This window comes from Aquimarina rhodophyticola, from assembly GCF_042434915.1.
GTDB lineage: Bacteria > Bacteroidota > Bacteroidia > Flavobacteriales > Flavobacteriaceae > Aquimarina.
Window position 1 is genome coordinate 1,202,924 of sequence record NZ_CP170198.1, and the last position, 24,448, is coordinate 1,227,371.

Annotated in this window: 18 protein-coding genes and 1 riboswitch; of the genes, 14 read left to right on the plus strand and 4 right to left on the minus strand. The window is 33.8% G+C overall.

Annotation, left to right across the window (positions count from 1 at the left end; all coding sequences use genetic code 11):
• Positions 1-114: 114 nt before the first annotated feature.
• Together ACE939_RS05360 and ACE939_RS05365 are read left to right on the plus strand one after the other, a co-directional pair.
• Positions 115-1,164, plus strand: a complete 1,050-nt coding sequence (locus tag ACE939_RS05360) for an NAD(P)-dependent alcohol dehydrogenase (RefSeq protein WP_378187797.1) — start codon at positions 115-117, stop codon at positions 1,162-1,164.
• 333 nt (positions 1,165-1,497) lie between these two features.
• Entirely contained in the window at positions 1,498-2,895 is a 1,398-nt protein-coding gene (locus ACE939_RS05365; protein ID WP_378187798.1) for an NAD-dependent succinate-semialdehyde dehydrogenase, read from the plus strand.
• Positions 2,896-2,971: 76 nt separating this feature from the next.
• Here the strand turns inward: ACE939_RS05365 and ACE939_RS05370 are convergent, their stop codons facing one another.
• Positions 2,972-4,270: a Na+/H+ antiporter NhaC family protein gene (locus ACE939_RS05370; RefSeq protein ID WP_378187799.1), complete on the minus strand. Its 1,299-nt coding sequence runs from the start codon at positions 4,268-4,270 to the stop codon at positions 2,972-2,974.
• Between the two features lie 51 nt (positions 4,271-4,321).
• Positions 4,322-4,419: riboswitch (SAM-I-IV-variant riboswitch) on the minus strand.
• Between the two features lie 226 nt (positions 4,420-4,645).
• On the opposite strand from ACE939_RS05370, the gene ACE939_RS05375 reads away from it, so the two are divergent.
• The 12 genes from ACE939_RS05375 to ACE939_RS05430 all read left to right on the plus strand — a co-directional run bounded on the left by ACE939_RS05375 (position 4,646) and on the right by ACE939_RS05430 (position 17,737).
• Positions 4,646-5,095: a KTSC domain-containing protein gene (locus ACE939_RS05375; RefSeq protein WP_378187800.1), complete on the plus strand. Its 450-nt coding sequence runs from the start codon at positions 4,646-4,648 to the stop codon at positions 5,093-5,095.
• Between the two features lie 71 nt (positions 5,096-5,166).
• Entirely contained in the window at positions 5,167-6,513 is a 1,347-nt protein-coding gene (locus ACE939_RS05380) for a DEAD/DEAH box helicase (protein WP_378187801.1), read from the plus strand.
• Between the two features lie 15 nt (positions 6,514-6,528).
• The gene (locus ACE939_RS05385; RefSeq protein WP_378187802.1) at positions 6,529-7,839 is read left to right on the plus strand and encodes a DEAD/DEAH box helicase; all 1,311 of its coding nucleotides are present in this window, start codon (positions 6,529-6,531) and stop codon (positions 7,837-7,839) included.
• Between the two features lie 215 nt (positions 7,840-8,054).
• Positions 8,055-9,047, plus strand: a complete 993-nt coding sequence (lpxD, locus tag ACE939_RS05390; protein WP_378187803.1) for a UDP-3-O-(3-hydroxymyristoyl)glucosamine N-acyltransferase — start codon at positions 8,055-8,057, stop codon at positions 9,045-9,047.
• Positions 9,048-9,724: 677 nt separating this feature from the next.
• The gene (locus tag ACE939_RS05395) at positions 9,725-9,958 is read left to right on the plus strand and encodes a hypothetical protein (RefSeq protein WP_378187805.1); all 234 of its coding nucleotides are present in this window, start codon (positions 9,725-9,727) and stop codon (positions 9,956-9,958) included.
• A 101-nt stretch (positions 9,959-10,059) separates the two neighbouring features.
• Positions 10,060-10,986, plus strand: coding sequence for an MvdC/MvdD family ATP grasp protein (locus ACE939_RS05400; protein WP_378187806.1), 927 nt, complete (start codon positions 10,060-10,062; stop codon positions 10,984-10,986).
• On the plus strand, positions 10,973-11,752 hold the full coding sequence (locus tag ACE939_RS05405) for a hypothetical protein (RefSeq protein WP_378187808.1): 780 nt from the start codon (positions 10,973-10,975) through the stop codon (positions 11,750-11,752). Before ACE939_RS05400 ends, ACE939_RS05405 begins: the two co-directional genes overlap by 14 nt.
• A gap of 353 nt (positions 11,753-12,105) precedes the next feature.
• On the plus strand, positions 12,106-12,642 hold the full coding sequence (locus tag ACE939_RS05410; RefSeq protein WP_378187810.1) for a sigma-70 family RNA polymerase sigma factor: 537 nt from the start codon (positions 12,106-12,108) through the stop codon (positions 12,640-12,642).
• 57 nt (positions 12,643-12,699) lie between these two features.
• Positions 12,700-13,578 (plus strand): PhzF family phenazine biosynthesis protein, encoded by an 879-nt coding sequence (locus ACE939_RS05415; protein ID WP_378187812.1) that lies wholly within the window; start codon positions 12,700-12,702, stop codon positions 13,576-13,578.
• A gap of 944 nt (positions 13,579-14,522) precedes the next feature.
• Entirely contained in the window at positions 14,523-16,655 is a 2,133-nt protein-coding gene (locus ACE939_RS05420; RefSeq protein ID WP_378187813.1) for a catalase, read from the plus strand.
• Between the two features lie 106 nt (positions 16,656-16,761).
• Positions 16,762-17,289, plus strand: a complete 528-nt coding sequence (locus ACE939_RS05425; RefSeq protein ID WP_378187814.1) for a GreA/GreB family elongation factor — start codon at positions 16,762-16,764, stop codon at positions 17,287-17,289.
• A gap of 106 nt (positions 17,290-17,395) precedes the next feature.
• Entirely contained in the window at positions 17,396-17,737 is a 342-nt protein-coding gene (locus tag ACE939_RS05430) for a hypothetical protein (RefSeq protein ID WP_378187815.1), read from the plus strand.
• A gap of 90 nt (positions 17,738-17,827) precedes the next feature.
• Here ACE939_RS05430 and ACE939_RS05435 read toward each other — a convergent pair whose 3' ends face one another.
• The 3 genes from ACE939_RS05435 to ACE939_RS05445 all read right to left on the minus strand — a co-directional run bounded on the left by ACE939_RS05435 (position 17,828) and on the right by ACE939_RS05445 (position 24,288).
• The gene (locus tag ACE939_RS05435; protein WP_378187817.1) at positions 17,828-19,864 is read right to left on the minus strand and encodes a PepSY-associated TM helix domain-containing protein; all 2,037 of its coding nucleotides are present in this window, start codon (positions 19,862-19,864) and stop codon (positions 17,828-17,830) included.
• Positions 19,865-20,556: 692 nt separating this feature from the next.
• Positions 20,557-22,980: a TonB-dependent receptor domain-containing protein gene (locus tag ACE939_RS05440; protein ID WP_378187818.1), complete on the minus strand. Its 2,424-nt coding sequence runs from the start codon at positions 22,978-22,980 to the stop codon at positions 20,557-20,559.
• A gap of 279 nt (positions 22,981-23,259) precedes the next feature.
• Positions 23,260-24,288, minus strand: coding sequence for a LacI family DNA-binding transcriptional regulator (locus tag ACE939_RS05445; protein ID WP_378187819.1), 1,029 nt, complete (start codon positions 24,286-24,288; stop codon positions 23,260-23,262).
• Positions 24,289-24,448: the final 160 nt, after the last annotated feature.

The window sequence follows — 24,448 nt, forward strand, 5'->3', positions numbered from 1 at the left end:
TGCTTTATTCTTATATTCTTAACGTACGTTAGTAAGTGTGTTAAACTTAAACTAAAGTGTGAATTTCTTCTTTATTCACGGCAGAATTCGGCTATTTTGAATAAAAAAATAATTATGAGTACAATTAAGGCGTATGGAGCAGAATCCAAGGATAGTGATCTCAAATCAATGACTATTGAGCGAAGAGATACTAAAAATAATGATGTAAAAATAAAAATCACGTATTGTGGTGTTTGTCATAGTGATATACATACTGTACAGAATGATTGGGGTAACGCAAAGTATCCTGTAGTTCCTGGTCATGAAATTATAGGAAGAGTTGTAGAGGTAGGTTCTGATGTCAAAAATTTTAAAGTCGATGATTTGGTAGGAGTAGGGTGTATGGTAGACTCATGTCAAGATTGTAGCGCTTGTAATGAAGATCTAGAGCAATTTTGTGAAAAAGGTATGATTGGCACCTATAATGGCAAAGATAAACATCTAGGGGGTCATACTTTTGGTGGTTATTCTGAGATGATTGTAGTAGATCAACATTTTGTATTACGCATTCCTGAAAATTTAGATGAAAAAGCAGTAGCTCCACTTCTATGTGCTGGGATTACAACTTTTTCTCCTCTCAATCATTGGAACGTAAAGAAGGGTGATAAAGTGGGGGTTATAGGACTAGGAGGCTTAGGTCATATGGGGATTAAATTTGCACACGCTATGGGTGCAAAAGTTGTGATGATAACAACATCACCAGGAAAAGAAAAAGATGCCAAAAGATTGGGTGCAAATGAAGTTCTTATTTCAAAAAATGAGGATGAAATGAATAAACATACTAACTCTTTTGACTTTTTATTAAATACGGTACCAGTAAAACATGATATAAATCCGTATTTACAGCTACTCAAACGAGATGCAACTATGGTCATGGTAGGAGCAATCGAACCTTTGGAGCCAATGCATAGTGGTAATTTGGTTATGGGACGTAAAAGAGTTGCTGGATCTCTTATAGGCGGTATAAAAGAAACACAAGAAATGCTTGATTTTTGCGGCGAACACTCAATTACCAGTGATGTAGAAATTATTACTATAGATACAATCAATGAAGCGTATGATCGTGTTAAGAATTCAGACGTAAAGTATCGATTTGTAATCGATATGAAATCAATAAATATATAAAGTATATTAAGATATACTTTATATATTAAATTAACTTACTAAGGATAATATTATGTACTTAAACATCTTTTTTTTAAAAGGTGTTTTTTGTTGGTTTGAATGCTAATGATTCGTAAAATATCATGTGAATTTTCACATATATAGGCCGGTAGATTGAACAATTTATAATGCATAGTTAAAGAAAGGATAAGCTTTCTTAATAACTCTTTTAATGAATAACTAATTATTAATTTAGAGTGTTTATTATTAAGTACTGTTCTAAGGTACTGTATATAATACGAAAATAAATTGCACTAATGTCCTTATATCTAAGGATCAAAAATGAAAAAGAGTATGGAAACAGAAACATTAACTAAAGGATTTGAAACTATCAATCCTGCCAATGAACAAGAAATTAAACACTATTCATATATGTCAGATGATGATATGAACAATGCCATTCATAAATGTCACGAAGCATTTTTGAAATGGCGACATGTATCACTAGAGGATAGAGGAGTTATTATTAAAAGAATAGGAGAGGTACTACAAAAGTATCGTTCTCAATTTGCACAACTTATGACCGAGGAAATGGGTAAGTTAGTAAAGCAAGGTGGGCAAGAAATAGATCTATGTTCTTCAATATGTGATTATACTGCTACGCAAGGAGCAAAAGAACTTCAAGATGAAACAAGAACATTGCCAAATGGTGGAAAAGGTATCATAACACATTCTCCAATAGGTGTTATTTACGGAATTCAACCTTGGAATTTTCCCGCATATCAAGCAGTTCGCTATACGATCGCTAATTTAATGGCTGGCAATGGTGTAATTTTGAAACATGCTGCTAACGTAACAGGATCAGCGTTACTGCTTCAAAAGATTTACGAGGAGGCAGGGCTTCCAAAAAATTTATTTACCGTTTTAATTATTGATCACGATCAATCGAATAAGGTAATTGAGCACAAATTAGTGCGCGGAGTAACCTTAACTGGTAGTGCGGGGGCTGGTGAGATCATAGGAGAAAAAGCTGGTAAGGCTCTTAAGAAAACAGTTTTAGAGTTAGGAAGTAATGACGCTTACATCGTACTAGACGATGCTGATATAGAACATGCAGTAAAGACTTGTGTTAAGGGTCGAATTTATAACAATGGTGAAACTTGCGTAGCGGCAAAGCGATTTATCGTAGTGGATAAAGTGTATGATGCTTTTAAAACATCATTTGTCGAAAAGATGAAAGCTGTAAAAGCGGGCGATCCTACTCTTGAGGATTCAGACTTAGGACCTATGGCGAGAAAGGATTTACTTGAAAAACTACATGATCAAGTACAAGAAAGTGTTGATAAGGGTGCCGAAATACTAACAGGAGGCCAATTGCAAAGTGGTAAAGGATACTATTATCCTGCTACTGTATTGGGCAATGTTAAACCAGGGCAGCCGGCATATGACGACGAATTATTTGGACCAGTAGCCTCCTTAATACACGCCAAAGATAACGAAGATGCTATGAGAATTGCAAACGATAGCCGTTTTGGTCTTGGTGGTGGCATATTTTCTAAAGATGAAAAAAAAGCAATCGATTTAGCTAAAAATCATTTTGATACGGGCATGGTTTTTATCAATTCTTTCGGCTTGGCACAGCCAAATATGCCTTTTGGCGGTGTTAAAGATTCTGGATTTGGTCGCGAGCATGGAGGTTTCGGAATCAAAGAGTTTACTAACACAAAAGCAATAATGTCAATAAACTCATAGGCTGTAATTCAAAGCGTTAAAAAATTTCATAATAAACATTCGATTGCTAAGCAGTCGAATGTTTATTTTTTTAATCTTATCTCCTTGAGGTTTTTACAAAATAAATCCAACTAATAGTCAAAACAAATAATAGTAGGAGGTACCAAGTATTTAGTAACAGATCAACATAATGGATGGCTCCATCAGCAAAACTTAAAATCATTAGCACTTGTGCTCCATAGGGCAAAATACCCTGAATAATACAAGCAAAAATATCTAGTATTGATGCACTTTGTCTAGGATCCAATTTAAACTCATCATTAATTGTTTTGGCAATAGGTCCTGTGATGATAATTGATACGGTATTATTGGCTATGGCTGCATTTACGGTTCCGACCAGTGCCGCAATTCCAAATTGGGCAGATCTCTTAGTAGTTATAAAGTTTGCTACCTTTCTAAGTATATAATTAATTCCTCCATTTAACGTTACCAATGCTGCAAGTCCACCTGTTAACATAGATAACAAAAATATTTCGGTCATACTAGTGAATCCTTGGTAACTAATCTTAGTAAATTCAAGAATACTAAAATCTTGATGTAGTAAGCCTATCACTCCTGTAAAAAGTATACCAAAAAATAACACAATAAATACATTAACACCTATTATTGAAAGTATTATAACTAATAAATAAGGAGTTATTTTTAACATGGAATAGGATTCACCAGCAATCACGGTCGTATTGGTTATGGATAACCCTTGAAAAAATAGTATCGCTACAGTTATGATAGCAGCAGGTAATGCTATTTTAATATTTTGTTTAAATTTATCACTCATTTTACACCCAAGAGATTGAGTAGCAGCAATAGTCGTATCCGAAATTATAGATAAATTATCTCCAAACATAGCTCCGCCTAGTAAAGAACCACACAAAATGGATAAAGAAACCCCACTTTTGTCTGCTATACTTACAACAATTGGAGCCAGAGCAACAATAGCACCAACAGAGGTACCGGTAGAAATAGAAAGAAAGGATGCAATTATAAATATACCCAAGTAAATATATTCAATAGCAATATAGGTAAGACCTAAATTAACAATGTCATCTACACTACCCGTGGCCTTGGTAACCGTTGCAAAAGCGCCAGCAAGCAAATATATAATGCACATTGTCATAATTTTATCATCCCCACATCCTTTCAAAAATGTAGCTATTTTAAGCGAAGTTTGTTGTTTAAAAAGTAAAAATGCAGCTAGTAATCCTATAAATACTGCAATAGGCGAGGGCAATGCATAAAAATCATTTTGATAGATGCCTACGCCCAAAAAAGTGAAAACAAAAATAAATAAGGGTAGCAATGCTTTAAAACTACCAACGTTGTGAACAGGTTGTATCATTAAATTAGTTTTAAAGAAAATAAAAGAAGGAAAAACACAAAGAGAGAAGATGCTATTAACATTTTTTCCAATCAAATTGGCTTATCGATAGTAGCACCTTGCTCGTTATTGCAGGTTGCTATCTCCTTTTGAGATTCTTGATAATTAAGGCGCGAAAGTATAAAAAAATATGATAATAGCAACTCTCGTTTTGTAAAATTAGATTTAATTTTACAAAAGCCTAGATGCATCCTTAATTCAGTATTGATTTCAAAATACTATTAGTTGAAGCTTCTTTTTAAAATGATTTCAAATTATTTCACCTTTCATTGCTAAAAACAAGTAGGTTACCATAAAAAAAGTGTAGTTTCGCGCCTGCATTAAAAATACCTGATTATGAAGCGAATAAAAGAGTACAAAAAATTATTTACGGTTGAGAATGAAATTGATTTAAAAGAACTAAAAAAGTCGTACCGAGCACTGGTTAAAGAATGGCATCCAGATAAATTTTTGGACGGAGATCCTCAAAAAGAAGCTGCCGAGGTGAAAAGTCGTCAAATTATTGATGGGTATCATTTTTTGGTTAGTATTGCGCCAGAAACTATAGCTGCGAATCTTGAAGCTTATAAGATAACTACCACTGTTGCTGGTATTGCTGATTACCAGCATAAAGGAATGGTTTTGGAAATAACTTTTCTTGATGGAACCACCTATGAATATTTTGGTGTTACTAAAGCATTATATATCAAAATGGTGAATTCTGATAAGTTAAACCGTTTTGCTAAACGAAATATTTTTAATTCTTACTTGTACCGAAAGTCAAAAAAGACGCTTCAGGAAGCTTAAAATAAGTCGGTAACGCCAATCCGTTACGCTAACAATCCACTACAGTACATATACTTGTTTAAATTCCAGTCATGACAAAACAATTTTCAGCCTTAGGTATTAATTCGTCGCTTCAGAAAGGGTTAAGTGATCAACAAATTACCATTCCGACAGACATTCAAAAACAATCAATTCCTGTTATACTTAATAAAACAGAAGATTTTGTTGGACTAGCCAAAACAGGAACTGGTAAGACCTTGGCCTTTGGTTTACCTATTTTACAATTGATAGATCCCAATGTAGCTACGATACAAGCTATTATTATTGTACCTACACGCGAATTGGGACAACAAATTTATTCTAATATAGAAACCTTTGGCAAACATATGCCCATGGTATCAATCGTTTCTATTTGTGGGGGTACGCCGATAAAACCTCAAATAGAACGTTTAAAGCAACCTACCCACATTGTGGTTGCAACGCCTGGACGTTTGGTAGATTTAATTAATAGGAAAGCGATCGTTCTTAAAGATGCTTCATACTTGATATTAGATGAAGCCGATGAGATGGTAACCTCGTTAAAAGAGAGTTTAGACGAAATAGTTAAAGAGCTTCCTAAGAAAAGAAGAACCTTATTATTTACTGCAACCATGCCAGGAGCGATCAAGCAGCTTATTCAAAATTATATGACTAAGCATGTTATACAGGTCGCATCTGAGATGGAGACCAAAGGTCACCAAGGGATAACGCACCAATATGTTGTTGTCGAACCTATAGAAAAGCTTAATGTTTTAATGCACTTTTTAACAAGTCAAGGAGGCAAAAGAGGTATAATTTTTTGTAAAACTAAAGCGGCAGTTAATAAACTAGCCAAAAATCTAGCGATTAATAAATTTTCGTCAGGTGCACTACACGGTAGTTTATCACAACCTATTCGTGATCGTATTATGGATCAGTTTAGACAAGGTCATATCCAAATTTTGGTGGCTACCGATTTGGCAGCTAGAGGTATCGATGTCAAAGAGATAGGATATGTCGTAAACTATCACTTGCCAGATGTTTATGAGGTTTATGTACACCGAAGTGGTCGTACTGCAAGAGCAGGTGCCAAAGGTTTGTCTTTGACTGTAATCCAAGAGGAAGAAGTAGAGGCGATTCAAGATTTTGAGAATGAGTTAGGTATCTCTTTTCAAGCATATAAAAAAGCAAAACCCGAAGAGCTGGCAGAGAATAACACCTTGCTTTGGGCGAAAAAGATATTCAAAACAAAACCTAATCGTGAAGTTTCTGCTACGTTCAAAGAAAAAATCCACACAGTTTTTCATCATCTTACCAAAGAAGAGTTAGTTGATAAAATTTTAGCGAATTATTTAGATCAACATTCAGAGATTCTACCTAAATTAGAAAAATTACCTGTCAAAAATAAGCGTAAATCGTAGTCAATTAAAAAGAATATGTCTAGTACCAAACGATCTCAAGCAGATATACTTCAAAAGTTAAATATTCAGCAGTTAAATCCAATGCAAGAAGAGGCTATTGCGGTTATCAAAAAAAATAACAATGTGATACTACTTTCTCCCACGGGAACTGGTAAAACTTTAGCTTTTTTATTACCTACCATAGAGTTATTAGATCCCGGTTGTGATGCAATACAGGTACTTATTTTGGTACCTTCTCGAGAACTAGCGATACAAATAGAACAGGTAGTGAGAGAAATGGGGTCTGGTTACAAAGTAAATGCTGTGTATGGAGGACGATCAGCCTCAAAAGATAAAATCGAATTAAAGCACGCGCCAGCCATATTAGTTGGTACACCAGGTAGAGTTGCCGATCATTTAAGACAAGAGCGTTTTGCTACAGCGCACATACAAACATTGATTTTGGATGAGTTTGACAAATCTTTGGAGGTTGGTTTTGAGGTTGAAATGAAAAATATCATACACGAGCTACCCAATATTTCTAAGCGTATTTTAACCTCGGCAACGCAGGGAGTCTCGATTCCTTCTTTTGTAAATTTGGATACGCCCATAACGGTCGATTATCTAAAAGTAGGAGTGTCAAAACTTACGTTTAAAACCGTAAGTTCACCAAGCAAGGACAAACTAGATAGTTTATTAGCAATTTTGCAGCATACAGGTAGTCAGCCAGGAATAATTTTCTGTAATTTTAAGGATAGTATTCAGGATGTAAGTGCTTTTTTAAAGCGACATAAAATTAGCCATGGTACGTTTCATGGAGATATGGAACAAAAGGACAGAGAACGTGCATTAATAAAATTTAGAAACGGAACGCATCAAATTTTACTAGCGACCGATTTGGCGGCACGTGGTATCGATATTCCAGAACTTAAATTTATAATTCATTATCAATTGCCTTATTCTAAAGAAGAGTTTACACATCGTAATGGGAGAACTGCAAGAATAAATGCAAAAGGGACAGCATATATTTTAAAATGGGAAGAAGAAACACTGCGGGATTTTATACCAGACGCCGAGGAGGCCGATATACGTAAACAGCAAACCCGAAAATCACAATACTGGCAAACACTTTTTATTTCTGGGGGTCGAAAAGATAAAATATCAAAGGGCGATATCGCTGGCTTATTTTTTAAACAAGGTAAGTTAACCAAGGATCAATTAGGAGTAATTGAGTTAAAACAAGATTGTACATTTGTGGCTGTACCCATAACCATGGCCGATCAACTGATCACTCAATTAAACAATACCCGTCTTAAAAAGAAAAAAGTGCGCATTACCGCCATTTAATTTTCTTTATGATAAGAGGGTTGTGAGAAACAATTCTTCATTTGTTTTATTAAGATAATTGTACTATACTGCAATCAATCGCAACCTTATTTTATAAGCTGTGATCAAAAAAGTATTAATTATAGTATAACCAAGTTTAGATTATTATTACAGTTATGCTTTGATTGATAGTTTTTTACATACAAGTATATATTAACTAATAGTGTCCTAAAAAGATGAAAGTATTTACTATTGAAGAAATCCACGCCATTGTTGGCGGAAAGTTAATCGGATCAACCGCTCAAAAAATTACAGGTTTAGAACAATTAAAAAATGCCGACAACAACCAATTAACCTTTATAGGATCCAGTAAGTACGGCAAATTATGGCCAGATTCTAAAGCATGTGCTGCAATTGTAAATGAATCGATCAAGGTGGAACCTGGTAACGATCGCGCTTTAATTTTGGTAAAAAATGCAGATCTAGCAATGGCGAAACTTTTGGAAACCTTTAAGCCAGCTACACCATCATTTGCTATCGATATTCACCCTACGGCAACTATTGATGCTTCGGTAGTAATGGGAAAAGGATGTAAAATTGGTGCAGGATGCTATGTAGGCAAAAATGTAGTTTTGGGTGATGGAGTGACATTATATCCTAATGTTTCGGTTTTTGATGCTACCAAGATAGGGGATCATACGGTCGTATGGTCAAGCACTGTAATTCGTGAGCGTTCTATAATAGGAAGTCACTGCATCTTTCATACCAATGTAAGTATTGGAGCCGATGGATTTGGATATCGGCCTAGTGACGATGGTCGTGGACTCGTTAAGATTGAGCATATAGGTAATGTGGTGATAGGAAATGGTGTAGAGATTGGAGCTAACTCCTGTGTAGACCGAGCAAAATTTAGTTCAACCATTATTGGAGATGGTTGTAAAATAGATAATTTAGTACAGATTGCACACAACTGTATTTTGGGACGTTCTTGTATCATGGCTGGACACAGTGGACTAGCAGGTTCGGTAACATTAGGTGATGGGGTGATCATTGGGGGTAGTGCCTCTATTAAGGATCATACAACCATCCATTCTGGAGCTACGGTAGGTGCTGGATCTGGTGTGATGGGTGACGTGGCAGCAGGAGCAACCGTACTTGGATATCCCGCAACCGAGGCTAGAAACATGCTTAAACAGTGGTCGGCACTGCGCAAACTAGTAAAAGCATAGATATTAGCGCTAGTACGTTTGTATCGTAAGCACAATGCTAGTAAAGTAACAAAACTTTACTAGCATTGTTTGTTTATAATCGTCATTAACTCGCTTTCATTTCACCTTGAAACCCACTATGCTTACTATTACCACTAGATTTTTTTTGCGTATCAATTTTGTTTAACCCTTGCTACCACTGCTTGGAAAGTTACCGCACTTGTCAGGAAGCTTTCCCGGAGGTGGGAAACGTTGCCGCACTTGTCAGGAAGCTTTCCCGGAGGTGGGAAATGTTGCCGCACTTGTCAGGAAGCTTTCCCGGAGATGGGAAACGTTGCCGCACTTGTCAGGAAGCTTTCCCGGAGGTGGGAAATGTTGCCGCACTTGTCAGGAAGCTTTCCCGGAGGTGGGAAATGTTGCCGCACTTGTCAGGAAGCTTTCCCGGAGATGGGAAATGATGCCGCACTTGTCAGGAAGGTTTCCCGATGGTGGGAAATGTTGCCGCCCGTGTCTTAAAGGTTTTAGAATCTGTTGGATCATTAAGTAGTTTATATATAATAAATTATGTAGTTTAGTACTAATAAAACCCACTACCAACCCCACTTAGTATCCCAAGGGTAGTATTTGTAAAAGAGAAATATCGTTACCATAGATATCTATATAATATTGTTGCCAGTAATGCGAAAAAACAGAAACCTATGAAACCAATAACATTCGAATTTTTAGAGAAACCATCGGAAAGTGATTTTAACTATTCCGTTATCGAATATGATAATGTATTGAATTTAAGTGTAGATAAAACCACAAAATTACCTGCAATTGATTCTCTGAATATGGAAACAGAAACATTTACAAAAACTGGTGGAGAAGCATCGGACTCTGATGCTGATTTTCGAATGGATACTGCTACTCGAACATATACTGAAATGTAAGCTACAGATAGCGATGCAAATATTCATAGTTTAATTCAGCTTATGGGAACATCGACACTTACGGAATCTTCTGAAGCTGTGGATTCTGATGAAGATATCAAATGATTCTAATTATTACACATAAACAAGACTATACAGTCGATTTTGTAGTTAATAAATTAAACAAAAAAGGAATCCAATACAAAAGACTTAATTGCGAAGATTTAATAAACAAAAATTATTGTTTTAATTTTAATAATGATTTTTCTTTCTCATTTGATGGCATAAATAAGTTCAAGTCTGTTTGGTTCAGACGAACTAAATTCCCAGAAATAAACGACTTAAAACAAGAAGAGAAACATTACATTCTTACCGAATATGATTCGCTTCTTAAGAATATTTTTGCAACCATAGATGCAAATTGGTTAAGTGAGCCTAAATTTGTTTACAACGCTGAAAATAAAGCTCTTCAACTAAAAGTTGCAAAGAAAATTGGTTTTAATATTCCTCAAACAATCATAACCAACGAAAAAGAAAAAATCAAAGAGTTTTACAATAAAAACAACAAAGACATTATTATTAAACCATTAGCTCATACAAGGATTAATTACAATAATGATGTTGCTTTTATTTTTACTAATTCAGTTAGTCAAAAACTAATAGATTCAATTGATGGTTTTGATATCAATCCTAGTATTTTTCAAGAAAACATTAAGAAAGAATACGAAATTCGTGTAACAGTAATTGACAAAAAAGTTTTTGCATCTTCTGTTTATTCACAATCGAATGAAAACACAAAGAATGATTGGAGAAAAGAAAAACTTGATTTTAATATCGTTGAAATCCCGAAAGATATTGCAGACAAATGCGTCACACTTTTACAAGAGTTAAATCTTAAATTTGGTGCAATTGACTTAATCAAAACACCAAAAGATGAATATGTGTTTTTAGAAATAAATCCAAACGGACAATGGGCTTGGATTGAAATGCAGACTGGACAAGAAATGTCCGATGAAATAATCAAATTTTTAGAAAATGACAAAACTTAAATTACTCTTTCAGTCATTTGGACTTTTCAAAAAATTGGAGTTCCAAAAACCATATAATTACGACATAAACGATTATACTAATTCAAAAGAAAGAAAATTAGAATTACATAAGGCATATTTAAAAGAGATTGAAAATGAAGAAAACAACAGATTAAATGTAATTGAAAATAAAACTTCACAATTAATCGCTCAAACTGGACTAATATTCTCTTTATTAAGCTTGTTTATTCCGTTCATCATTGACAAGGTTTTAGATTTCAACCTTTACCTTAAAATTCTATTTATAGTTGTTTTGGCTCTTGCCTATTTATTCTACATTCTTACAATAAATAATGCGCTGAAAAATTTTAATGTTAAAAACTTCATTTACGGTAAGAATTCACCAAAATCAGTTTTAATTAAACAAGATGTAAGTGTCAAAAAATTTCTAAAAATGGAGATAAAAGACTCTCTTTTTACAATAAACAATAACATTTTCATTACCAATGTAAAAGCTACAAATCTCATAACAGCTTATAATTCATTTAGGTTTGGAAATATATTCACATCAATATTAGTAGTGTTTTTATGTGCCTCATTATTATTTATTAGTTCTAAAACAGAAGAAATTAAAATAGAAAACCCAATTGAAATAAAACAATTTAAAGAGTATATTGAGACATTAAAAGAACAGAATCTGATTTTAAAAGAGCAGTTAAAAACGGAAAAGAAAGACACTCTTGCGAAAAACACTACTGGCAACAAAGTATCCTATGAAAAGCACTAGCCTAGTTCCTTAAAATTAATATTTATTTTTTAAGTATGTCATAATTGTTAATGATTAGCTATTGAAATAACTTGCTCGGCATCCTATATGTGATCCATTGTTTGATATGGTGGTCACCAGTATCTGTATGATTATACGTTATAAACTACTGGACATAGAAAAGTATGCTCGCTTAAAGACACGCTCAAAAGCGCAATAAAGAACGCTATCGGTAAGCCGAATAAGCGAAAAGTTCACGTAAGGTTTGATGCAGTGGGGTACTGATAGTTTTAGAAAAGTTATATCTTTAATAGATACAAATAGGAGTAGCGCTATGAAGTGTATGCTACTGTGAATGCTAAAAAATTGAAATTGTGAAAATTGAAATAAATTCTATATGGATTGACCTAAATGAAGAACTTTATATGTTTATTTTAGGAAAAATAAAAGATGAACAAATATCAAAAGACATCCTTCAAGAGGTTTTTCTCAAAATCCAAACTAAAATTCATCAGCTAAAGCATACTTCAAAACTGACATCTTGGGTGTACCAAATTACAAGAAATACCATTGTGGATTATTTTAGACAAGTAAGTGACAAAAATATATCAATAACTGATATAGATATTCCAGAAACAGAAGATCATAATTTTGAGTACACCGATTTGACTAATTGTATTAATAAAAAATTAGAAAACCTTTCTTCCCAACATAAAGAAGCAATAATTTTAACCTCCTTCAAGGATTATACACAAAAAGAATTAGCTTATCACCTAAATATATCCTACTCTGGAACCAAGTCTAGAGTGCAAAAAGCTAGAGAAATTTTAAAAGGAAACATTCTGGACTGTCCAAATGTTGAATCCGATAATACAGGGAAACTTCTAGATTTTGAAAATGATGCAAAATAATTACGTCTTTTTATAGCTAATACCGTCTATTAGACATAACATATAAAAATATAAGAAATGGACAATTCAAAATTAGTTACAGTGCAAATCTTAAATGCTTTTGCAGTTGATGGAAAAGGGGGTAATCCAGCAGGTGTTGTATTAAATGCAGACAAGTTTTCTAATTCAGAGAAGTTAGAAATCTCAAAAAAAGTAGGTTTATCAGAAACTGCTTTTGTATCCAAATCAGAAACCGAGGATTTTAAACTAGATTTCTTTACACCTACAAAACAAATCGCACATTGTGGTCACGCCACAGTAGCTACATTTTCGTTCTTAAAACAAATAGGCGCGTTAAAAAATGATAATTCTACTAAAGAAACAATAGATGGGAAACGGAGAATAGAGATGATTGGAGATATAGCATTTATGGAACAATTAGCTCCAAAGTATATTGATGTAAGTCACAAAGAAAGTGTAATTCTACAATCATTGAGATTAAAGAGAACCGACTTGATTCCAAATGCTCCAATTCAATTAGTAAACACTGGAAATTCCTTCGTAATCGTTCCTGTTAAAAGCAAAGAGATTTTAAAAAAAATCATTCCAGATTTTGACTTGATAAAAGAAATCAGTGATGAATTCGATTTAATTGGTTACTATGTGTTTTCTACCGATACAGAATACGACGCTACTACAAGAATGTTTGGTCCTCGTTATGGAATTTTAGAGGAATCGGGAACAGGCATGGCGGCTGGACCACTTGCGTGTTATTTATTTGATATTTTAAAAATCAAGAAAAAAAGTTTTAACATTCAACAAGGAAAATATATGAAAGAACCTTCTCCAAGTTTAATTATACTTAAATTACGAATTGATAACGAAAAAATAAAGGATTTAATGGCTGGTGGGAAAGGAATACTAAATAAACAATTAGAGATTAAAATAAATATCTAAAATCATGAAAATTAAATTTTAAACCGTTGCATAAAAAACATTATAAAAATAAACTGCCCTTTAAGGGCAGTTTATTTTTTGACTATCTAACAAGTATCTATTTTCCTCTTTATAATATCTATGTTTACATACCTCTAGATATTGGTACAATCACTATTTATCATTCTTACTTTGAAACGAATAGCGAATTTTTGATAAATATTCAATGCAATTTTTCAACTATCAATTATAACTGTTTTATACTGTTTCAGAGGGCGTTGCATCGGTTGCGGACGATTTCGTTCTATTTCAGAGGGTGTTGCATCAGTTGCGGACGATTTCGTTCTGTTTCAGAGGGCGTTGCATCGGTTGCGGATGGTTTCGTTCTGTTTCAGAGGGCGTTGCATCGGTTGCGGACGGTTTCGTTCTGTTTCAGAGGGTGTTGCATTGGTTGCGGACGATTTCGTTCTGTATCAGAGGGCGTTACATCGGTTGCGGACGGTTTCGTTCTATTTCAGAGAGCGTTACATCGGTTGCGGACGATTTCGTTCTGTTTCAGAGTGTGTTGCATCGGTTGCGGATGGTTTCGTTCTGTTTCAGAGTGTGTTGCATTGGTTGCTGATGGTTTTGTGCCGTTTCAGAGTACGTTGCATCGGTTGTGCTATCATATCCTTCAGAATTTTTTTGAATTCAATAAAAAATACCTAATTCCACCACTGGTCGTTCAGTAGCTAAGACCTATCCTTTTTTGTACATCATATAAATTTTGCTTCCGCCAAATAATACAAAGATAAAATAGGAATATTATAACATTTACGTACGTTTTTTTATAAAAACATTGGGAATGCTCAAGGGTTTATAATGTTTACTTTAGAAGCTCCATTAGCTCCAAATAAAAGTTATCAGTATTGATACATTTTATTAAAATTTATAACCAAAAAATTAACAATCACACATTTCAAATTATGGAAGAAAAAGCTAAAAAAGGAACTCAAAAAATTGAAGATTTAAAAACGTATCAAAAAGAAGTAAAAGACACAGCTTTAACGACAAACCAAGGGTTAAAAGTAAATGATACTAACAATTCTCTAAAATCTGGAGAACGGGGTTCGACCTTGTTAGAGGACTTCTTACTACGAGAAAAGATTCATAGTTTTGATCATGAAAGAATTCCAGAACGAATAGTGCATGCAAGAGGGAGTGCAGCACATGGATACTTTGAGCTATATGAGAGTATCGAAACCTATACCAAAGCAGGTATTTTTACAGATACGACTAGAAAAACCCCAGTTTTTGTAAGATTCTCTACAGTTGCAGGTTCCAAAGGATCTCCAGATCTGGCTCGGGATGTACGAGGATTTGCTGTAAAATTTTATACAAAAGAGGGAACATGGGATTTGGTAGGTAATAATATGCCCATCTTTTTTATACAGGATGCTATGAAATTTCCAGATCTGATCCATTCGGTAAAACCAGAACCTAATAAAGAAATTCCGCAAGCAGCCTCTGCCCACGATACCTTTTACGATTTTGTATCATTAACCACAGAAACATTGCACAATCATATCTGGGCAATGAGTGATCGAGCTATACCTAGAAGCTATCGAATGATGGAGGGCTTTGGTATACACACTTTTAGACTTATTAATAAAGAAGGAAAGTCCCATTTTGTTAAATTTCATTGGAAGCCTAAACTTGGCGTGCACTCGGTTACTTGGGATGAAGCTGTTAAAATTAATGGTGCAGATTCTGATTTTCATCGTAGAGACCTTTGGGATGCTATTGAAGCAGGCGAATATCCAGAGTGGGAGCTAGGTTTACAAATCATTCCTCAAGAGGATGAACACAAATTTGATTTTGATTTACTAGATCCAACAAAACTGATTCCCGAAGAGATGGTACCGGTAAAAATTGTGGGTAAAATGGTACTTAATAAAAATCCAGAAAACTTTTTTGCCGAAACAGAGCAAGTTGCTTTTTTACCAGGCCATGTTGTTCCTGGCATTGATTTTACAAATGACCCATTGTTACAAGGTCGCTTGTTTTCATACCGGGATACACAGCTATCAAGACTAGGCAGCATCAATTTTGATCAAATACCGATCAACCGACCGATCGTTGAGACTCACAACAATCAAAGAGATGGACATATGCAGATGGCAATTCCGAAAGGTCAGACAGCGTATTTTCCAAACTCATTAAGTGGTGGTTGTCCGTATTTATCAACGATAGCAGAGGGAGGTTTTGATTCGTATGAGGAACGAATAGATGCCAAAAAAATTCGAACTCGCAGTGAGAGTTTTAGTGACCATTTTTCACAGCCAGCCTTATTTTATAGAAGTCTAGCCTCATGGGAAAAAGAGCATGTTGCCAATGCATATACTTTTGAACTGGGTAAATGTACACATAAACATATACAGCAGCGAATGCTTTGGTTAATCCAACAAATCGACGAAGAGCTGGCAAAAAAGGTAGCTGATGGTTTAGGTATTGATATACCCAAAACAATCGATAAACCAATAAATCAAGCAATTGGAGCAGATGCCGATGTAGAGAAACATCAACCCGGACCCAAAAAGATATATTTGGATAGTTCGCCAGCGCTTAGTCAAGCAAATACCAAGTTTGATAGTATAGCAACACGACAAATTGCGATCCTAGCAGCAGATGGTTTTGATATGACTGCATATAAAAAGGTAAAGGATATGTTGGATACGCATGGTGCTGTACCCAAAATTATTGCACCAACTGGAGGAACCATCCACTGTGATCAAAATATGGAACACAAAGTAGACGCATCCATTATGACCACAGAAAGTGTATTGTTTGATGCGGTATATATTGCAGGAGGTAGCAAATCTGTTGATAAACTCTTACAAAACTCAAAGTATATCAAGTTTATCAATGAGGCGTTTAAACATTGCAAAGCAATTGCTGCAGACCAAGAAGGAGAAAAGCTAATTGATGCATCGTTTGTAAGTAATTATAAAAATGACAACGCTGTTTTGATTAACGAAGATCCAAAGGTTTTCAAAAAAGCGATCGCTAATCATAGAAATTGGGAGCGTATGACAGTAACCGATGAAGTTCCTGTATAATCTATTTAATATATAAAAGACTTCCAGAAGTTAGTATTCGTAATGATTTCTGGAAGTTATAAGGTTAATTCCTATAAAACAAAGTAGTAAATAAAATAGTTTAGCTATGAGTAGAGCATTTGTTAAAGAAGATGATCAAGAGGAAGTACCAATAGTGCCACCCAGAGCTCATTTACCAGAAGGTTTTGTAAATTACGTAACGCCTTTGGGGTTAAAATTACTCAATGAAGAAAAGCAAGATATTATAGCCAGAAAATCAACAGTACCTATTGATAATGATAAAGAAAGGCGGTTGACGCTCACAATACTAGATGGTAGATTACAGCTTTTAAATAATCGAATTGCTACAGCAAAGGTTGTACGACCAGAAAAGCAATTAAGCAAAGATTCGGTACGTTTTGGAGCACATGTCACTTTAAAAAATAATGAGACAAATCAAGTTGAAAATTTTCAGATCGTAGGTGTAGACGAAGCAGATATTAGTCAGGGCAAGATTGCTTTTACATCACCAATGGCAAGAATCTTACTAAATAAACATATTGGCGATACCGCTACCTTAATTCTTACAAAAGGAAGTATTGTATATGAATTAATTGATATATCCTATCCCGACTACACTGTAAAAAATGTTTAAGAGTCTCTGTAAATAAGGTTGTTAGTGTGTGTAAAATCTTTAGTATCGTATAAAATATTTGATTTCAAAAAAAATACTAAATTTACATCCTTAAAACACCAACGACATGAATAAAATATTAGTAGTACTAACATTGATTTTAACCGCTAGCTTTACAACTTTAGGAAATAATCAAATAGAAGAAGTAACCGTAACATATAACGGACAGTCTGATAAAGCATATTATTTTACAAATAAAGAGACTGGTAAGGTTATGGAAATAACTTTTGTAAGCAAACAAGCAATCTCGAAGTATGATTTGAGCGCCAAAGAAAACATTGGGAAAGCTTTTGTAATTACGTATGAAAAAGACCAAATCGAAGTTACTAGTACAGACACGCCTACTGATGCAGAGGTAAAGCAGTATAAGCATCGTCTTATATTAACAGATATCAAAGCGGTAGAATAAAAAAATCGTTTAATAGTATATAAAAACCTGATCCTATTTTGATCAGGTTTTTTAATTTATAGGAAAAGGTTTTTAATGTTTACAATGTTGCTATTCAAATTCTTTGGTCCATTGTTGTATACTACGCACTAATAAACCACTTGTAGTAGCCATTAATGCTAAAATTAATATCTCAGATACATTCGAAGTTTCATATATAATCGCTGTGATAAAGTGATATATATTAAATACTCCCAAAAGTATTGCCCAAATTAAAGACGTTTGCTTAAACCAATTTTTAGAAATTTCTAATGTAGTAAGGCAAAATACCATGGCAATACCTTCAAATAAAATTCTATACAAATGATGTTCAAGAGGGACATCACCAGTAGCACCTTCAATCATTAAACTTTCATTATAATAAACCCCAAAGAGTCCATAGATATGGTGTAGAATAAAGCCTACACTAATAATTAACCAGTATATTGAAATTTTTGTTCTCATAAATTTAATCCTTTTTGTATAGTTGTTAATTTGAGTAGAAGAATTTTTGGCTTTTAATTCTTGGTAATAAATCGTCTTAAGATTGTTATGATCAACTTTGGGTACTGGGCGCTTCAATTTAGAATAAATAAATAATGCGATTAACGATAGTATGATCCATAATACATCGATGATTAGAACATCATAATTTTTTTCAAGTATCGTTCTCCAAAGCCAATTGCCAGAAACCATACCATTAACGATGGGAATTATAAGCCCCATAAGCCCCCCTGATAGAAGCGAGTACCTGTTTGTATAATAATTATCTCTTTTGAATCTGAAAAATAGGGTAAGTAATAACCATCCTACAAAGAAAACTATATATAAAAGCGTCATACGCGAGGCAACCAAACTACTTGGTATCAATTTGGAAACTATAAATGTCAATGCAGTGATGGGAAACATACTTAGACAAATTGCCATATATATATGTCCAACTTTTCGGTTATATAGTTTTTGAGCAATAGGAATTTTCTTTTTGTTTCTGGCTTCTAACCAAATAAGTACTCCAGTGATAATAACAAAGCAGGTAATAAGAGCCATCAAAAAGTAAAGTGCTTTTAACCAAATACCCCCATAATCTCCAAAATGTAATCGTTTGATAGCAATCTCAACAGCTTCAACATAGTCGTTATCATAAGGATTTTTTATGGATTCAATTGAATTTGATGCCAAGTCATATACAACCCGACCATATCCAACAAACTTTTCATCAACTCCCAGTAGACCATCCACCTGCAATTTCATAGAGACGTCTCCATAGTTACGAATATATATTTGGTTTACTTCAAAATTATCCCACAGTGTCGTGGCTTTTTTCATAAAATCATTGATATTCAACACTGTATCAGCCTTGGTTTCTATAGGGTAGGTTTTACTCATAGGCCGTAGGTCTTCTAACAATTGTTTCTGATCATTGTCGTAGATAAAATTAGCAGGAAGTAATACCAAGGTTGATAAACATAGAAAGCAACTGGTAACAGCAAAAACAAGCTGAAATGGTATTCCGAGTACGCCAAGTGCTGTATGCGCATCTGTCCATATGGTTTTAAGTTTTGACGTTGGTCTGAAAAGATTAAAATTAGAAATTATTTTTTTCCAATGAATAACGATACCGGTTATAATTGCAAATAAGAAGAAAAACGCAACAAAGCCAGCAATATAAATTCCGACCGTAGGTATTTGATGAAAAAAATGTAGTCTATATAATAATTCACCTAGACTGTAAAATCCATAGTAAGGAGTAATCGCATAGCTATCTTGATTAACAAAAAAATAGGTGGGTTTATCCGTTGGTGTAGTGATTGCAGAATCTTGTGATGCACTTAAAATTACATAAGTTTCTTTTTTTGCATCTGGAGGAATGATCCGAATGTCACGTCCATAAAGTTCATAGCCATCATCGCTGATCGTTTTTACCAACTTTTCATAATCAATAGCATCTGCAGTAAGAGTAGTAGTTGTAGTTCCTTTTTCCCAAGCTGTAATCTCATCTTTAACCAACGCAAAGGCACCTGCAAAAAACATGATATATAAAGCAACACTAATTACAATGCCACTAACGGTATGTGTGTGAAAAAATACATTATAGGTACGCTTACTCATCGTCTACACAAATTAAAATTTTAATAAATAAACCAAAATACTACCCAGAAATATGAGAAGTATATAAAGTATTAAAACACTCCAACCATTCTTAAATAGAAATGGAACAATACATAATAACATCCATAATAAAAAAATACTATACATTGAAGTAGCAATTACTATGGGTTGGGGGAGTATATATGCCAAAATGATATGCACAAGAGAAGATACTATGTAACCACCGATAATACCCGCTGTTAACTTAGCAAAACGCTGGGCATTTGATTGTGTTAAATATTTTTGATTTGCAGGCATAGTTGGTTAAAATAAATTAATTATAAAAAGTAATAACAAGAGAAACAATACGTGTTTAAAAGTAAAGATGTGTAATGGCGTCAGTACTATAAAAAGGCTCCAAATTGTCATTAATGAAAGTGTTACAAAAAATACACCTGCACCAAACCCTATGGTTAACACAGCTACCACTACACTAATTATAAGTACTGTAAAACCAATAAATTTTGAAAATTTAGAATGATGCTGAAGCCAAATGTGCAACCTGTTTGAGGATAAAACTTTAATACGTTCTGAGCTTGCATATAACAAATAGCAACTTAAAGCTACACAGTAAAGGGTTAATAGCATAGTATTTATTTTAAAGAAACTATCTCGATCCTTTTTTAAAGAACCGATAGTGACTAAGGTGTGATTTAAAATTTATAGGTAAAATTGGCTAATAAAGTTCGAGGTTGTTGAGGAGTCAACGTTGTCCATCCTTTAAAATAGCTTTCATTTAATACATTATTAAGTTTAAGACCAATACGGTATTTTGAAGCTTGATAAAATACGCTACTGTTCATAATAGTATAGCTAGGGAGCGTAAATGTATCCCCAGAACCATATTCCATAATAGTATTTTCACTAGCTCCATTAAAACCTACACCAACTCCAAAACCATCAAGCCTGCCATTTTGAAATTCATAATTAGCCCATATGTTATAAAGTGTTTCTGCACCGGCTTCTACTGGTCGTGTATTTTGAAGACTTGGATTATCCGTTTTTATAATTTCAGATTCATTATTACTAAAACCTCCTTTAATATTTAATCCACTGATAGGATTAGTACTAATTTCGATTTCGAAACCTTTACTTTCGATTTCTCCATCTTGAATTCTGTTGAATGGAGCATTGGGATCAATCATTACTTTATTAGAAACTTTAATGTCGTAATAACTCAAGGTAGCCTTAAATCGATTATCAAAAAGATTTGCTTTAATACCAAACTCAAGTTGGTTTGCCTGTTCTGGTTCAAAGGTTTTTAAGGTTTGAGGTCCTGCTGATGGATCTCCAACTAGATCAGGTGCTACATTAGTAAAACCATTTTGATAGTTTGCAAAAATGGATAGTTTCTCTAGTATTGGTTGATATAGTAATCCAAATTTTGGAGATACTGCGGTTTGCTCAAAATTATCTTCACTACTAATAATATCCCCTTCATTTTCAAAGTGATCAAAACGCACACTTGCCATGGCAGTAAGCGTTGGTAAAATAGAAATAACATCAGAGATATAAGCACTGTATGTACTCGCTTTGGTTTTAAAATTATTGATAGGTTGGTTGCTTAAGGAAGCTAAAACACCTGCTTCGGTAAGAGGAAAAGGGACTACTTCTTCTTCGGGGGTTATAGGATTATCATTAGTAATAACTCCGTTTGGTTGAATATTTCCATAAAAAGCAAATGCAGTACTGTTATCCACCGAGGTAGTATGATAATAATCCAAGCCTGCTACAATTCGATTACGTAAATTAAATAGTTTAAAGTCTCCAATAAAATTTTGTTGTACATCTGTAGTATGTGTTTTCCCATTTTCCTTATTTATAAATCTGGTAAAAGTGTTAGGAGCGAGAATTCCATATTCGTATAAATAAGAATAATAACCCGTAGAAGATGTATTACTTCTAGAAACAATTGTTTGAGATCTCCAAGCATCAGAAAGCTTATAATCCATTTCAATTCGGTAATTTGAAGAAGGATTTTTTAAGGTCAGATCATTAGATGTAAATGATAACTTAGTATTGTAACCCAGTTCTTCAACATTTGTAGATGCTGCAGGTGCTGCTCTGTTAAAAAACAGGGACACAGGATTTGTTTGTTCGGCTTGTGTGATTTCGGCATAAACCGAAAAGGATAAATTATTAGTAACACGATAGGATAGGGAAGGAGCTACGAAAAATGATTTTCTAAAACCTGCATCTTGAAAGCTATCCTCGGTATGATACGCTGTATTTAGTCTAAAATAAATGTCATTATTTGTATCCAAAGCAGTATTAAAGTCCCCAGATAATATTGTTAATCCGTAAGAACCAGTAGTAAGAGCTATTTCACCCCCAAACCCTTTGTATGGTTTTTTGGTTACTGTATTGATAAGACCACCATAAGAGGTAACAGAACTACCAAACAATGTTGCCGACGGACCTTTAATAACTTCAATACGTTCAATATTTGCAGCATTTATCGTTCCATTAGTTAAACCAGGCATTCCATTTACAAGTTGTGGCTGTACATTAAAGCCTCTAATAGTATAATAGCCAGATCCATCACCACCACGGCCAGTAGCACTCCATAATTTGTCAACTCCTACTGCATTTTTGAGTGCATCATCAAAGGTTGTAACCAATTGAGCAACAAGTAAATCTGAAGGTATGGTAGTATAAACCTGTGTATTTTCAAGATCTTTTAATGGCAGTTTTGCGACATAGGCAGTTTCTTTACGTGAAAACTTATTTCTTCGTGTAGCGTTTAAAATTACTTCATCTAAAATTTCATTACCTTCATAGAGTATGATTGTTCCTAGGTTAGTACTATCGTTTGCAGCTATGGAAACTTGAATTTCCTTAGTTTTAAAACCTATATAAGATACTTGCACAGTATAGTTACCAAGAGAAAGATTAGCTATTCTAAAATTACCATCGTTATCAGTTTGAGTACCAATAGTACCTTTTTTAATAATAACATTAACACCAGTTAGCGGCTGATTATCCAAATCTGTAACTTTTCCAATTAACTGATTAGTTTGTGTGAAGCCTTGCAATACTCCAAAAACTAAAAGAAAACACGTAAGTATTATTTTCATTATCCTTATTTAGATTTATTTAATATAGGGTTGTTATTCGCTGCCAAAAATAAAACAGCTAATCTTATAAAACAACTTTAAGTAGATTAAATCTAAATAAGAATAGTAATTTTAGTATCATTTATGTGTCGAATATCTATATACAACGCCTAAAAAGATAGATTATCATTTAAAGGAAGGTTGATGTTATCTAGTACGTTAACATGAATCACTATAAAATCCGCACAAATATTGTTAAACAACTAATTATACTACAACTACATTATAATTTAACGCTAATTAATAACTTGTAGATTCTCGTTGTATAAGTTTTGTAGTGAGCTCTATAGTTTTGGGTGTGTAGGTCTTATTCTTTTTTCTTGAATTGATTTCTTTATATAAACGTTTGAACGCTGTCTTTCCCATTTCGAATCCTGGTTGATCGATGGTGGTAAGTGACGGAGTTATTGCAGAAGACATAAACCAATTACTAAAGCCTACAATCGCAATTTCGTCAGGGATCTTAATTCCCAATCTATTAAATTCTGAAATGGCTCCTACAGCTACCAAATCAGTATTGATAAAAACACCATCTACATTAGTATGATCTTTTAGTAATTTTGATGCATTATTTTTACCTTCTTCAAAGCTCTTATCGCCACATTCACATATATATACCAAAGAAGGATCATATAGCATATTATTGTCTTCTAATGCTTTTTTATACCCTAAAAATCTATCGATAGAATTTTGTGGTAATAGAGGCCCCCTAAAATGGGCTATTCGTTTGCAACCGGTATCTATAAGGTGTTGTGTTGCCATATAAGCAGCATTGATATCATTGATAACAACTTTAGAACATTGCACTAACTTTGCAATTTTGTCAAACATGACCAAAGGTTTTTCTTGCGCTATAATTTCGTTTAAATGATTAAAATTAGCAGTCCCGTTGGCAAGAGAAATTAAAATCCCGTCCACTCGCTGACTCATTAAAAGATCGATTTGTTTTTTTTCTAACTCGTAACTCTCGTTGGATTGTAAAATAATTACTAAATAGCCTTTTTTTTCGGCTTGTGAAACAATCCCTTTAATGACACTTGAAAAAAAGTGATGAACTATTTCTGGAATGATCAACCCAATTGTTTTAGACTCTTTTGTTCTAAGGTTTACAGCAAAAGTATTGGGTTTATAGTTTAATATTTTTGCGTATTCTCTTACTAATCTTTTTGTTTTCTTGCTAACATCTGGATAATCTTTTAAAGCTTTCGATACGGTAGTTACAGAAATATTTAAATGTTCTGCAATTTGTTTAAGAGTGACAGGTTTCATCGATGGATACTTTTATATAGTAAATTTAGAAAGAAAAAATTAAAACGAAAACGTTTTCGATATAAACGAAAACGTTTTCGTTGAAATATTCTCATTTTATAAACATTCATTTTACTAATTTGATTAAAAATTCAACATAGTTTTAACAATCACACTTTAA